At 52.5% G+C, this 14,077-nt stretch carries 14 protein-coding genes; all 14 read right to left on the reverse strand.

Translation table 11 applies throughout. The annotated features are described in order from the left end of the window. Nucleotides 1–2 precede the first annotated feature (2 nt). The 14 genes from ytfJ to WMO45_RS01605 all read right to left on the reverse strand — a co-directional run bounded on the left by ytfJ (nucleotide 3) and on the right by WMO45_RS01605 (nucleotide 14,075). Nucleotides 3–443, reverse strand: a complete 441-nt coding sequence (gene ytfJ / locus WMO45_RS01540; RefSeq protein ID WP_349138885.1) for a GerW family sporulation protein — start codon at nucleotides 441–443, stop codon at nucleotides 3–5. A gap of 3 nt (nucleotides 444–446) precedes the next feature. Further along, on the reverse strand, nucleotides 447–1,064 hold the full coding sequence (locus WMO45_RS01545) for a DUF2953 domain-containing protein (RefSeq protein WP_349138886.1): 618 nt from the start codon (nucleotides 1,062–1,064) through the stop codon (nucleotides 447–449). A gap of 5 nt (nucleotides 1,065–1,069) precedes the next feature. After that, nucleotides 1,070–1,717 (reverse strand): SMC-Scp complex subunit ScpB, encoded by a 648-nt coding sequence (scpB, locus tag WMO45_RS01550; protein WP_349138887.1) that lies wholly within the window; start codon nucleotides 1,715–1,717, stop codon nucleotides 1,070–1,072. 3 nt (nucleotides 1,718–1,720) lie between these two features. Then, a complete protein-coding gene (locus WMO45_RS01555) occupies nucleotides 1,721–2,545 on the reverse strand; it encodes a segregation and condensation protein A (protein ID WP_349138888.1) in 825 nt (274 codons plus the stop codon). Nucleotide 2,546: 1 nt separating this feature from the next. Next, nucleotides 2,547–3,260 carry a site-2 protease family protein gene (locus tag WMO45_RS01560; RefSeq protein WP_349138889.1) on the reverse strand — a complete coding sequence of 238 codons (714 nt, stop codon included), beginning with the start codon at nucleotides 3,258–3,260 and terminating at the stop codon, nucleotides 2,547–2,549. Between the two features lie 225 nt (nucleotides 3,261–3,485). Continuing rightward, nucleotides 3,486–4,238, reverse strand: a complete 753-nt coding sequence (locus tag WMO45_RS01565; protein WP_349138890.1) for a fumarylacetoacetate hydrolase family protein — start codon at nucleotides 4,236–4,238, stop codon at nucleotides 3,486–3,488. Next, nucleotides 4,235–4,828 (reverse strand): ribosome biogenesis GTP-binding protein YihA/YsxC, encoded by a 594-nt coding sequence (yihA, locus tag WMO45_RS01570; protein ID WP_435387675.1) that lies wholly within the window; start codon nucleotides 4,826–4,828, stop codon nucleotides 4,235–4,237. Before yihA ends, WMO45_RS01565 begins: the two co-directional genes overlap by 4 nt. An 18-nt stretch (nucleotides 4,829–4,846) precedes the next feature. Then, on the reverse strand, nucleotides 4,847–7,258 hold the full coding sequence (lon, locus tag WMO45_RS01575) for an endopeptidase La (protein ID WP_349138892.1): 2,412 nt from the start codon (nucleotides 7,256–7,258) through the stop codon (nucleotides 4,847–4,849). Nucleotides 7,259–7,347: 89 nt separating this feature from the next. Then, on the reverse strand, nucleotides 7,348–8,667 hold the full coding sequence (clpX, locus tag WMO45_RS01580) for an ATP-dependent Clp protease ATP-binding subunit ClpX (protein ID WP_349138893.1): 1,320 nt from the start codon (nucleotides 8,665–8,667) through the stop codon (nucleotides 7,348–7,350). 73 nt (nucleotides 8,668–8,740) lie between these two features. Next, nucleotides 8,741–9,322, reverse strand: a complete 582-nt coding sequence (clpP, locus tag WMO45_RS01585; RefSeq protein WP_349138894.1) for an ATP-dependent Clp endopeptidase proteolytic subunit ClpP — start codon at nucleotides 9,320–9,322, stop codon at nucleotides 8,741–8,743. Nucleotides 9,323–9,425: 103 nt separating this feature from the next. Continuing rightward, the gene (gene tig, locus WMO45_RS01590; RefSeq protein ID WP_349138895.1) at nucleotides 9,426–10,835 is read right to left on the reverse strand and encodes a trigger factor; all 1,410 of its coding nucleotides are present in this window, start codon (nucleotides 10,833–10,835) and stop codon (nucleotides 9,426–9,428) included. A gap of 120 nt (nucleotides 10,836–10,955) precedes the next feature. Further along, nucleotides 10,956–11,633, reverse strand: a complete 678-nt coding sequence (locus WMO45_RS01595; protein WP_349138896.1) for a metallophosphoesterase — start codon at nucleotides 11,631–11,633, stop codon at nucleotides 10,956–10,958. Nucleotide 11,634: 1 nt separating this feature from the next. Next, complete coding sequence (thrC, locus tag WMO45_RS01600) at nucleotides 11,635–13,122, reverse strand: threonine synthase (protein ID WP_349138897.1); 1,488 nt, start codon at nucleotides 13,120–13,122, stop codon at nucleotides 11,635–11,637. Then, nucleotides 13,110–14,075 (reverse strand): dipeptidase, encoded by a 966-nt coding sequence (locus tag WMO45_RS01605; RefSeq protein ID WP_349138898.1) that lies wholly within the window; start codon nucleotides 14,073–14,075, stop codon nucleotides 13,110–13,112. Before WMO45_RS01605 ends, thrC begins: the two co-directional genes overlap by 13 nt. Nucleotides 14,076–14,077: the final 2 nt, after the last annotated feature.

A 14,077-nucleotide genomic window follows, 5' to 3' on the forward strand; every position in this document is an offset into this window, starting at 1 on the left:
GCTTACCAGCCGGTTTTATCCTCCTCCTGCGTCTGATGGGTGGAGGCATTTTGATTGTCCTTATCCTGTTTCTCAATGAAACCGGTGATTTTGTCGATGACCTCTGGGACCATTTCCACCACTCGGTCTACCGTGCTGCCAGGGGCAGGCGCTACCGGCATAAGCTTGACCGTATCGCCTTTTACCACCAGAAAAGCTACTGGCGTCAGGTTCACACCGGCTCCCCCTCCGCCGCCAAAGGCATTGTCGCTCTCCGGCTTCTGGTTTTTGGTGGCAAAGTCGCTCCCGCCGGAGGCGAAACCGATGGACAGTTTGGAGATGGGGATAATGGTAACGCCCTCGGCATGGATGGGCTGGCCCACGATGGTGTTTACATCTGCGATCTCACGAATTTTCTGCATGGTAGTTGTGATCAGTTCGCCAATGGGATGTTGCTTTTCCATGACTTAAATCGCCTCTTTCTGTTTGGTTGCTTGGGAGACTTCCCTTTTTTCCTTGGAATATTCCTTTAGAAGTCCTATCGCAGTGCCACCGGCAAGGAAAAGTGCCTGCCAGAGAGTTAATGTGGCGGCGGTGTAAAACTCAACCTCGGGTTGATGGCGGTCGAAATCTACCGCTGTGCGGATCCGTCGGCCTTTTACATTGAAATTTTGCTCCACCAAAGGCCAAAGCATACCGATAGCTGCATTGATTCCACCAAAACTCAGCGCAGCCAACGCTGGATCTAAGGCTGCAACGATGACATCCAGATAGACTACGTCAATGCGGATTTTACGTTTCAGCTGCCCAGCGGTCTGGGAAATCAGGGGCAAAAAGCGCTTTACGTTCGTCCAAGAGATCCCGTTGCTGGTAAAGGAAGCTTTCTTGGATTTTTGTGGAGCACTCTGTTTGTGCCGGAGCATTGGTTTGCTTTTTTTATGTGGATAGACTGTAAACTTGACCGGCCCAAGACCTACTCGTACCGTGATCCCGCTAGCAGACCCTCTCAGCTGTACGCCAAGGCGCAGCTGGCCCAGTAGAATCAGCACTGCTAGTATTATGCCCAGAATCACGAGCACCTGCATGGGCGCTAAGCCTCCTCCGTCTCCGCCAGCTCATGGGCGGCTTGTTCAATCTCCTCAGCTGTTGCATCGGTCTGCTCCTGCCCGGTCCGCAGTCGCTGGATGGCTGCCTGCATTTCCAGGGTAAACTGCCCGTCCTCTGGAGTAGTATCTGGAAGTTCAGGCAGTTCCTCCAGATTGGACAGGCCAAAAGAACGAAGAAAGGTCTGCGTGGTCCGATACTGGATGGGACGCCCGGGGACCGCCAGACGGCCACACTCCTCAATCAGGTCACGCTCCAGCAACAGATTTACGGTATATGCGCTGTCTACTCCACGTACCTGGTCAATGTAAGCGCGGGTCACAGGCTGGTAATAGGCGATCACAGCCAGTACTTCCAGTGCGGGTTGGCTCAGTCGGGCGGGGCGTCGACTCTCAAACGCTTTTCGAATGTTATCGGCAAATTCCGGCGCTGAGCAGAGCTGGTAACAGTTCTCTAACCGTAGCAGACGGATACCGCGCCGCTCATAGCGGTAATAGTCGGCCAAGCGAAGGCATACTGCATCTGCTGTAGCGCGGTCGATCTCCAGTGCCAAACAGAGTCGCTCTACGCCCACCGGCTCTCCTGCAGCAAACAGAATGCCTTCTACGGCGGATTCAATCTCCTTCAATTCCATAGTTTACCCCTCCTCCGCCCTTTCATAAACCGGGTATTGCTCCTCGTGGCGCTCAGACGGTTCATCGATGTAGGTCACAGTACAGTCCTGCTCTGTCCCTGCCAGACGCAGACGCCTGGCTCGACAGAGTTCCAGCACTGCGATAAAGGTAGCCACGATTTCTGAGCGGCTGCGGTTGCCTTGAAATAAGGCGCGAAAGCGGGTGACCCCGAAACGGGTGAGCCGTTCCAGGATCTCATCTTCCTTATCTGCCACCGGATATGGTTCCCGGCCAACGATTCCCTCAAAAGCCGCCATTGGGGGCGGCAGTCGATGATCCAGCCGATTCAGAACTATATTGATGGCCCGGAGAAGATCTGCTTTATCGTGTACGTAGCGGTAGGTCTTATCCACGGGCAGGCTCTCTGGCAATTTAGGAATATAATCGCGACCAATGGCATAGCGGTCGGAAAGCTGCGGAATGACGGCCTTGATCTTGGCAAAATTCTCGTGCCGCTGGTGTTCCTCCAGTGAGGCGATGAGTTGCTCCATTTCGGAGAGTGCTTCCTCGTCGTGAATAGACAACAGCATCCTCGTTTTGATAAATACCAAGTGGGCCGCCATGGCGACAAATTCACTGGCAACTTCCAGATCCAGCCGCTTGCGCTGGTCCATCCACGCCAGATATTGCTCGAGGATAAGAGAGATCTGAATATCTTTGATCTCCATTTTGTTTTTGGCCAGCAAATGCAGAATAAGGTCGAGAGGACCGTTAAAGTCCTCCATATCCTGATTTTTAGCTTTGACCACCTTTTCCAAGTGGAACACAGGCGTTTCGATGGCACTCACCTCATCCAAACATTGAAAACAGATAGGAAAGGTCCTGAAATGCCAACAGGCTGCCCAGCGGCATCCCTGTGATGCTGCAGAAGAAGTGGAGCACATGGACCATCAGAAAGGTCAGAGGACGGTCAAATACACCCAGGAGCATCAGCACAACAATCAGCCCCATGGCATATTTCTCATACCGCATGACTTTATAATACATCCGGTCCGGCAACAGTGCAAACAGGATCTTGGACCCATCCAACGGCGAGATGGGGATCAGATTGAACAACCCCATGCCTACCCCCAACAGGGCCAAATTCGATAAAAAGCACAGTAAAACAACCTCCGCCTCCCCAAAGGGCGGCAGACGCACGATCAGGGAGCTAAGAGCGATAGAGGCAAAAGAGGTGAGAAAATTGGCCACAGGACCAGCCAGTGCTGTGATGGCCATGCCGGACTTTGGATGCTTAAAATAGCGCATGTCCACCGGAACCGGTTTAGCCCAACCAACTTTGACTATGATCATCATCAGCAAACCCAGAGGATCCAGATGTTTGAGCGGGTTGAGTGTAAGACGACCTGCACTTTTGGCTGTCGGGTCCCCCAGTCGCCAGGCCACAAAACCGTGGGAGAGTTCATGCAGTACGATACACAACAGTGCGGCTACCGCGCTGACCAACAGCGTAAGCCCGCCCCACCAGTCCATATTTTGGATAAAGTTAGCAAAAGAGCCCAACGCAATTCCTCCACTCAGTTGTCCGAAACCGGGATATCCGGTGTGAGCACTTTGTTTTTGTCGAAGCAGACTTTGCCCAGCCAAAATTTGAATATTGCTAAGATATAAGTATAACAAATTTTATCGAAAAACACAAGCACAGTGCACATACTCTTGGTGTATCGGCAATCAGGCAGCAAAAAGGACCACATTCCCCAAACGGGAAAGTGGTCCTTTTCCAACCAGTTAAATAATATGGCTGCGCAGAGTACCAATTCCTTGGATTTCCACGTCTACAATGTCGCCCGGGTTTACTGGTCCGACGCCAGCCGGGGTGCCGGTGGTAACCACATCACCAGGCTCCAACGTCATAGCGGAGGTAATAAACTCCAGCAGTTGAGGAATACGGGTCATAAACTGGCTGGTCCGGCCAGACTGAACCACAGTACCATTAAGGCGGGTCTCCACTGCCAGATCTGAGGGATCCACCTCATCCGTAACCAGCGGACCAATGGGAGCAAAGCCGTCCATGCTCTTGCCACGGGTCCACTGACCGTCTTTCTTTTGTATATCGCGGGCCGTTATATCGTTGAGACAGGTGTAGCCTAAAATATAATATGCAAAGTTTTCTGCCTTTACATTCTTTGCGCGGCGACGGATTACGAAAGCAAGCTCACCTTCATAGTCCAGACGCTCCACAAAAGCTGGGGCGTGGACTTCTCCCTCTGGCCGGTTGATCGTATTAGCGGCTTTCAAGAAAAGAATGGGATGTTCCGGGACCTCTTCACCCATTTCCACTGCGTGATCATAGTAATTCTTACCAACACAGACGATTTTAGATGCCTCGCAGGGAGCCAGCAGATGGCAAGCCACGAGTGGCAGTGTCTCCCCATCATAAAAAATCCCATCAAAGGGCGGTCTAGCCAAAGTGCGTACCACATCCCCCTGTAGGACGCCCCAAACAGGGGTCTCATTCCGTAACAGCTTTACGTATTTCATTCGCCCACCCCCGCATGTTCCAGAATCAAATTCAACAAATCCTGTTTTCCATCCCCTTTCTCGGCTGAAAAGGGAATTAGCTTTACGGAGCTATCTAATCCAAGGGTTTCCCGTATCCGGATCAAATTAGGCTCAATGTCGCTTTTACGGAGCTTGTCCAACTTATTGGCCACTACAGCAAAGGGCCTGCCACTGGTTTTAAAAAATTCTGCCATGGTACAATCGTCTGCCGTAGGCTTGTGTCGTGCATCCACAATCATTAGCCCTAGTGTCATGAGCGTGGTATCATGGAACCATTCTTCCATCAGTCTGCCCCAACGCTCTTTTTCTGCCCGGGAAACCTTGGCATACCCGTAACCAGGAAGATCGACCAAATAAAAAGCACTGTCAATAAGGAAATAGTTAATGTGGGTTGTTTTTCCGGGCGCAGCACCCACGCGGGCAAAATTTTTTCGGTTAAGCAAGCGATTGATTACCGACGACTTTCCCACATTGGATCGGCCGGCAAACGCCACCTGAGGCAGATGGTCCCGGGGAAAATCGGATGCTTTGGTTGCAGAACGGACGAACTCCGCCTTTTGCAGATTCACATTCATTTTCTCTCCCCCTCACTGCTTGAAGCTAGGCAACTTCGGGCTCTGAACCGCAGATTGCTCCGGTAGACAAGGAACTGCCTGCTCTGTTCTGCTGCTCCCGTCAAATTCCAATGCCTCAGCCAGCACAGCATCCACCTGTTCTACCAGAACGAAATGCAGAGCAGAACGAACGGTAGGGTCGATCTCTTCCAGATCCTTTTGATTTTCCAACGGGAGGATTACAGTCTTAATACCGTTGCGATAGGCTGCCATTGTTTTTTCCTTCAGCCCACCGATGGCCAATACACGGCCACGAAGAGTTACTTCACCGGTCATAGCCAATTCACGTCTTACCGGTACGCCAGTCAGGGCTGACACCATGGCTGTGGTGATAGCAATGCCGGCGGATGGGCCGTCTTTCGGAACCGCACCTTCTGGGAAGTGGACATGGATATCTTTTTTCTGATAAAAATCTTCCTTGATTCCAAGCTGAGTTGCACAACTACGAATATAAGATAGGGCCGCCTGCGCCGATTCCTTCATTACGCTGCCTAAGTTTCCGGTGAGCTCCACTTTTCCAGAACCAGGTACGACGCCCACTTCTACCTCTAGGATTTCACCGCCCACACTGGTCCAGGCCAGGCCGTTGACTACGCCAATCTGGGCGGTACGAGGTACCTGCTCGGGGTGATACCGGCGTACGCCCAAAAATGATTCCAAAGTGTCTCCTGTAATGCGAACAGACTTCACACTGCTTGAAACAAGACGCATTACAGCTTTGCGACACAATGTTCCCAGCATCCGCTCCAATACACGTACACCAGATTCACGGGTATAGCCCCGGATAACTTCCCGTAGAGCATCATCGGTGATACGAAGCTGACTGCGGGTCAGGCCGTGGCGCTTCAATTCCTTGGGCAGCAAGTGCTGTTTGGCAATCTGCAATTTTTCCTCATCCGTGTAGCTGCCAAGTTCAATGACCTCCATGCGGTCCAGCAACGGGCGTGGAATATTTGCCAGATCATTGGCGGTAGTAATGAAGAGCACATCGGACAGATCAAAGGGAATCTCCAAAAAATGATCCCGGAAGGTTGCGTTCTGCTCGGCGTCTAACACCTCCAGAAGCGCCGAAGACGGATCGCCCCGCTGATCGTTACCCAACTTGTCGATCTCGTCCAGCAACAATAAGGGGTTGCAGCTGCCCGCTTGTTTTACTGCAGCAATGATGCGGCCGGGCATGGCGCCTACATAGGTCTTACGGTGGCCGCGGATCTCAGCTTCATCATGAATGCCGCCAAGAGAAATGCGTGCCATGTTTCGATGCAATGCACGGGCAACGCTGGAAGCTATAGACGTTTTACCTACACCTGGTGGGCCTGCCAGGCAAAGAATTTGGCCCTTGAGATTAGGGGACAGTTGTTTAACGGCCAAAAATTCCAGGATGCGTTCCTTAACTTTTTCAAGACCGTAGTGGTCGGCGTCCAACACCTTCCGTGCTGCCTCAATATCTACTCGCTCCCGTGTTTTTTTACCCCAGGGGAGTTCCAATACTGTGTCCAAATAATTGCGTAATACGGCAGCCTCTGCAGAGCCAAATGGTTGCTTTTCCAGCCGCCCTACTTCTTTCATTAGTTTTTCTGCTACCTCAGAAGGAAGTTTGGTGCGGGCAATTTTTTGACGATACTCCGCAATTTCACTGTCATTGCCCTGAGGATCTTCCCCAAGTTCCTGCTGAAGGACTTTCAGCTGCTCTCGCAAAACATAGTCACGTTGGCTACGGGTAAGCTGATCTCGGACTTTGTTTTGCATATCCTGTTCCAGTTCCAGAATCTCTAGCTCCCGGCGAAGTGTTTGACACAAGCGCTCCAGACGACGTATTGGTCGGAGCTCTTCCAGAATGAGCTGCTTGTCCCCCGTACGCATAGGAAGGTTTTGGGCAATGTAATCGGCGATATATCCGGGGTCCTCGCTGGAGAGAATGGAAAGCAGGATATCCGGAGTCATTTTGGGGGCCAGCTCTACATATGTCTCGAACAGTTCATAGGTGCGCCGCATCAGCGCTTCGGTCCGGGGTGAGCACCGGACGATCTGCTCGGGCTCAATCTCTTCCACCTCAGCAGCCATATAAGGGGTGTTCTGGAGCAAATGGATCAGTCGACCACGGCTGATTCCTTCCACCATGACTCGTACATTGTCAGCTGGTAAACGTAGGATCTGCCGCACATTGCAGACCGTGCCAACAGAATACAGATCCTTCTCTTTGGGATTTTCTATTGCAAGATCTCGTTGAGCTACCAGAAAAATGGGCTGGCCGGAGGTCATGGATTCATCCAGCGCCTTAATCGATGCGTCACGCCCCACATCAAAGTGGAGCAACATGTTGGGAAAGATAGTAAGTCCACGCAGGGCCAGTGCCGGCATCTGAAGCGGCATCTTGTTTTCCATTTTCATTCACTTCCTCTCGGTCCAGTCGTTTGTGACAGAATGGGGCGAGGGATACTCCCCCGCCCCATCCGATACCTGTTTGCTTGGGATCAGGAGACGTTGCCTTTTGGATGGACACCGCCGTCCTCCGTACGCAGTGCAGCACTACCTAAACGGGGCCGCTGTGTACGTTCGGGGTCGTGCTCAATGACCGGAGGAACGTGATCCCTTACGCTCTCGGCCGTAATGGTCACCTTGGAGATTGTGGGGTCAGACGGTACGTCATACATAACCTGTGTCATGACCTCTTCCAGAACGGCACGCAGGCCGCGGGCGCCGATCTGTCGCTCGATCGCCTTGTCTGCCGCCGCCGCCAATGCCTCCGGAGTAAATTTCAAGTCTACCAGATCGTACTCCAGAAGCTTCTGATACTGCTTTACCAGGGCGTTTTTCGGTTCGGTCAGAATACGCACCAACTGCTCCTTGCTGAGGGCATCCAGGGTGGTAATTACAGGAAGACGGCCTACCAGCTCGGGAATAATACCGAACTTGAGCAGGTCGTGGGGCTGCACCTCTTTCAATACAGAGGTCGTGTCCTTCTCCTGCCGGCTCTGGATCTCTGCACCAAATCCGATGGTCTTGCGATCCAGCCGCTGCTCGATGATCTTCTCCATCCCGTCGAATGCACCGCCGCAGATGAAGAGAATGTTTTTGGTGTTGATCTGAATGAATTCCTGGTGGGGGTGTTTGCGTCCACCCTGAGGCGGAACGTTGGCCACCGTTCCTTCCAGAATCTTCAGCAACGCCTGCTGCACGCCCTCGCCGGAAACGTCGCGGGTGATGGAAGTATTTTCACTCTTCCGGGCAATCTTATCGATCTCATCCACGTAGATGATGCCCCGCTCGGCCAACTCAATATCGTAATCAGCCGCCTGGACTAGCCGGAGCAGGATATTCTCTACATCATCGCCCACATAGCCGGCTTCCGTCAACGTGGTGGCGTCGGCGATGGCGAAGGGAACCTTCAGGATACGGGCCAGTGTTTGGGCAAATAACGTCTTGCCGCTGCCGGTGGGCCCGATGAGCAGAATATTGCTCTTTTGAAGCTCCACGTCTTCCCCGCCGCCAAAATAGATGCGTTTGTAATGATTATAAACGGCTACGGAGAGAGCTATTTTGGCCGCATCCTGTCCAATGATATACTGATCCAGCACTTCTCGGATCTCACGAGGTGTGGGAATCACATCAGGAATGTCCAGATCCATCTGCTCCTGCTCCGGATCATAGGTGTCATCCAGAATGCTCATGCACAGATGGACGCACTCATTGCAGATATATGCCCCAGGGCCGGCAATAATCCGGGCTACCTGATCCTGATGCTTACCGCAGAACGAACACCGGACTGACTTATGATCGTCATTTTTCGGCATAATACAACTTACCTCAAGTCTTCTTAACGCTCAGGGGAGCGGGGCGTTTTCTTCCCCGCTCCCCTGTTTGGATTTATCGCTTATAAATCACTTTGTCGATCAGACCGTACGCCTTTGCCTCTTCCGCAGACATGAAGTTATCGCGTTCACAATCCGCAGTTACGACCTCCAGAGGCTTACCAGTGTTTTCGGCCAGAATATGGTTCATGCGCTTTTTGATAATTTCCAGGCGCTTGAGATGAATCGCCATATCCGTAATCTGTCCTTGGGTACCAGCAGAGGGCTGATGGATCATAATCTCCGCATTGGGCAATGCCAAACGCTTGCCCTTGGTGCCGGAAGAAAGTAAGAAAGCACCCATGCTGGCAGCCATACCGATGCAGATGGTGGATACATCACACTTGATATACTGCATGGTGTCATAAATGGCCATACCGTCGGTCACGGAACCGCCGGGGCTGTTGATGTAGAACTGGATATCCTTATCCGGGTCCTGAGCCTCCAGATACAGCAACTGGGCCACAACCAGGCTGGCCGTGGTAGCGTTAACCTCTTCTCCCAGGAAAATAATGCGGTCGTTTAACAGCCGGGAAAAAATATCATAGGAACGCTCGCCCCGATTGGTCTGTTCTACTACATAAGGAACTAAGCTCATGGTCTTGGATCTCCTTTATTATGATGTCTGTACGCCTGTCGCGTCCGGCCATCCAACCATCGGCGGGCAGTCACACACCAGAGTATGCCCGCTTTCCAGCTTGTTATTCCTCGGTCTTCTCTTCGGCCTCGGTCTCGTCCGCTTTCTTCTTGGTGGTCTTCTTGGTAGCGGTCTTCTTAGGCTTCTCCTCGCCCTCGGCCTCATCCGCCTTCTTCTTGGTGGCCTTCTTCTTAGCAGGGGCCTTACCAACCGTGGCAGTATCGATGATCATCTGACGGGCTTTGCGGGCACACAGCTCCTTGCGGATATCCGTCTCGGGCAGGGCCTCCTTGGCCTCTTCCACGGTGACATGGTACTGTTCAGCCACGCTCTTATACTCGTTCTCTACGTCTTCGTCGGAAACAGTAATGCCTTCCGCAGCCACAACAGCGTTAAGCGCCAGATCCAGACGCACCCGCTCCAGTGCGGAAACCTTAGCCTGCTCCCGGACAGCGTCCAGAGTCATACCGGTCATGGCCAGATACTGCTCGAAGGGAATGCCCTGCGCCTGAATACGCTGGGCCATATCACTGACCATGCGCTCAGCCTCAAAGGTAACCATGGCATCGGGAATATCGACCTCCATGTTATCCTTGACCTGCTCAATCAAAGCGTTTTCAAAGTCACGCTGAGACTGGGCCTCGCGGCGCTCCTTCAACTTATCGGCCAGATCCTTCTTGAAAGCATCCAGGGTGTCAAATTCAGACACATCCTTGGCAAACTCGTCGTCCACCTCGGGCAGCTGCTTCTCCTTCACCTCATGGACCTTCACTTTGAAGACCACAGCCTTGCCGGCCAGATCAGCGTGATAGTCCTCAGGGAAGGTGATATCCAGATCCTTTTCATCGCCGGCCTTAACGCCCACCAGCTGATCCTCAAAGCCAGGCACGAAGGAACCGGAACCCAGCTCCAGGCTGTGGCCCTCCGCCTTGCCGCCCTCGAAGGGCTCGCCGTTCAGGAAGCCCTCGAAGTCGATGACCACGGTGTCGCCCATCTTGGCCTCGCGATCCACAGTCACCACACGAGTCGCGCGGTTGATATAGGGCTTGAGCTCATTGTCGATGTCCTCATCGGTCACGGTGACCTCGGGCTTCTCAGCCTTCAGGCCCTTATACTCGCCCAGCTTGACCTCAGGACGAACGGTGACGGTGGCCTTGAAGGTCAGACCATCCTTGCCAGCGTTCAAAACCTCGATCTTGGGCCAAGCCACAGCATCCAGCTTCTCCTGCTCGATAGCGGCAGTATAGGCCTCCGGATAGACTTCATTGATGGCATCTTCATAAAACACGCCGGAGCCGTACATGCCCTCAATCACCTTCCGGGGGGCGTGGCCCTTACGGAAGCCGGGCACATTGATCTTGCCGCGCTGCTTCTTATAGACCTTCTCAACAGCGGCCTCGAACTCCTCCTGGCCTACTTCGATGACCAGCTCAACGGTGCTCTTCTCCTGCTTCTCGACGCTTTTGACATTCATCTTGTTTACTTCCTCCTGTCAGCCCCATTCCATCCTAATCAGGACGCGCGAGGGGCTATCTTTCGCGTTATCCGTTTTATAGTATCAGATACGCGGGAAAATTTCCACACTTTTTTTAAATTATTCGCAGATTTTTTGCGGCGTAAACCCAACATAGTCTGCTGATACCAGATGATACTCTACTTTGCCGCGCATTCCCTCCACGGCTAGGCGGTGGCTGCCGCCGTGCAGATGTCCGTAATAACAACGCTCTACGCTGTATTGCTCCAACAAATCCAGGATCTCCTGGCAGGTATAGCCCTGGTAACAGGGTGGGTAGTGCAAAAAACACAGTTTTTTGCGGTCTCCTGCTGCTTTCAGCGACGCCTCCAGACGGATGAGTTCCCGTTTAAAGACTTTCTGGTCTCCTGATTCCTCATAAAACCAACCACGGGTACCACAGAGGGCGTATTCTCCGTATTCATAGCAGTTATTGTGCAGGATATGCAGGCGGTCAAAACCCTGTTCGGCAAAAAAACGATTCATCTTGGAGGCGGTGTTCCACCAGTAATCGTGGTTTCCCTTGAGCATCAGCTTGCGCCCGGGCAGGGCATTGAGAAAAGCAAAATCCTTCTGCGCCCCTTCCAATGACATGCCCCAAGAGAGGTCTCCGCATAGGACTACCGTATCATCTGCTGCCACACACTCAAACCCGGCTCTGAGTTTGTCTACATACCCCTTCCATGAGCCGCCAAACACATCCATAGGCTTGTCGACACCCAAAGAAAGATGGGTATCTCCGATAGCATACAGAGCCATCTTAGTGCAGCATCTCCAGAACCCGGTCCGCCATATGATCCTTGTCCACCGTATCAGCAAAGCGGATGGGCTTCTCTTTCAACGCAGCCAAAGGTGCAGGAACCGGGACGCCGCTCTGCTCGGCCAGCTGATCCAGAATATCTGTGCCCTGTGCCAGATCATTGACACCGATGGCACGCAGCACATTATCGCAGAATTTAAAAGGACTGGCCGTGGAGACTACGATAGTAGGCGTTTGGTCACCGGTTTTGCTCCGGTACTGCTCCAATACATCAAATGCCACAGCTGTGTGGGGATCAATGAGGTAGTGGTGCTCACGCCACATGCGCCCAATAGTTCGGGCAGTTTGCTCGTCATCGCAGCAGCCAGCAGCAAAAAGCTTATCCAGTTTGCTGCGGATGGCCGGACTGACTTCATACCGGCCAGTCTCGCTGAGCTGAGTCATATAGGTGCGTACTTCCTCATCGTTTTGTCCGGAAAGAGCAAAGAGCAGACGTTCCAGATTGGAGGAGATGAGGATGTCCATAGAGGGAGACATAGTATTGTAAAAAGTCCGGTTGCGGTCATACACACCAGTGTTCAGAAAGTCCGTCAATACATCGTTGCGGTTGGACGCGCAGATCAGTCTGCCGATAGGTACGCCCATCTGTTTGGCGTAATAAGCGGCCAGAATGTTGCCGAAATTTCCGGTAGGCACACATACATTCACCAGATCGCCTTTTTGGATCTTTTCTTCCCGCATCAAATCGCAATAGGCAGAAATATAATAGACGATCTGAGGCAGCACACGGCCCCAGTTAATGGAATTGGCGGAAGAGAAGAAATAGCCACGTCCAGCCAGTTCCTGCCGCAGTGTCTCATCGGAGAACAGCCGTTTTACACCGGTTTGCGCATCATCGAAATTGCCTACCACAGAGCAGACGCCAACATTGGTACCTTCCTGGGTATTCATCTGTAGCTGCTGGATAGCGGAGACGCCGTCCTTGGGATAAAACACCAGAATGCGGGTCTTGTCTACATCCCGGAACCCCTCCAGTGCGGCCTTGCCAGTATCACCAGAAGTAGCCACCAGAATGCAGGCCGTCTTCTCTTCCTGGTTTTTAACAAGGGAGGCGGTCAGCAGATGGGGCAGCATCTGCAGGGCCATGTCCTTAAATGCACAGGTGGGTCCATGCCAGAGTTCCAGACAGTAGGTATTGGCATCTACCCCACGGACAGGAGCCACTTCCCTTGTGTCAAATTTCCCGCCGCCGTAGGCTTTCGTTGTGTAAACGGAAAGTTCAGATGAGGTAAAATCATCCAAATATGCGTTCATCACATAGACTGCCCGCTGCTGATAGGACATGTCCCGCATGGTGTCCAGTGCATTGTGGGACAGATTGGGAAGGACCTCCGGTGTCATCAATCCACCGTCTGCAGCCAGGCCATGGGCAATAGCCTCCGAGGCGGTGTGTCGGTCATTCTTGTTTCTTGTGCTTACATAGTACATACTTTGCTCACAACCCTCATCAGATTCTCGAAAAACAGGGCACGCAGCAGCGACTCAGAGTAATTGCGCTGCTGAAGACGCTCCCAAAGTCGATCCAGGTCTTGAATGCCGGCAATTCCAGTTGGCAGTATATCACAGCCGTCCAAATCGCCTCCCAGAGCCACATTCCGCTCACCACCCAGCTCCAGGAAGTGCTCCAAATGGGCCACCACCGTGTCAATATCGGGATTCTCACCCAAAAAATCAGCATAGAGGTTTAGCCCGGCCACACCGTCGTGCTCTATTATGGCAGTAAATTGCGCATCGGTCAAGTTCCGGCTGTTGGAACACAGTGCCCGGGAATTTGAGTGGCTGGAAAAAAAAGGACCATCCAACAGTTCTGACACATCCCAGAAGCCGGGATCAGATAGATGGGACACGTCTATCAGCATCCCGAGTTTTTCCATTTTATGTACAAAAGCTCTTCCCTGGGCAGTGAGGCCGCGCTCCGGCTCTTCTACATTGGTCCCGGAGAGATCGTTGACATGGTTCCAAGTGAGATTGACCGCTCGTACACCCATGGCGTGTGCTTGTTCCAGACGCTCCAAACTGCAGTCCAGAAGTTCTGCTCCCTCTACCGAGAGAAATGCGGCTGCTTTTCCAGACGCAAAGGCCTGATCTGCCTCTGCCCTGTTGCGGCAAAAAGTGATACGTTCTTCGTTAGCCTGCATTTCCCGCTGAAATACAGCATACTCCTCCTGAAATACCGTCCAGAGACGCGTCGGCGTAAAATTGCGGTTAGGGAAATCCTCTGCCGCGCCAAACAGTGCAAAAAACTGAGCATAGCGGTGGTACTTATCCGCACGCTCCAAATCGATATGTCCATCATTTTTGCACAGAGACCCGCCTAACAGATAACGTTGCAGAATAGTATCGCAATGTCCGTCAAACAGATCGATGCTGCACTTGCTCATTA

The organism is Flavonifractor hominis (assembly GCF_040095835.1).
In the GTDB taxonomy this organism is placed as follows: domain Bacteria; phylum Bacillota; class Clostridia; order Oscillospirales; family Oscillospiraceae; genus Flavonifractor; species Flavonifractor hominis.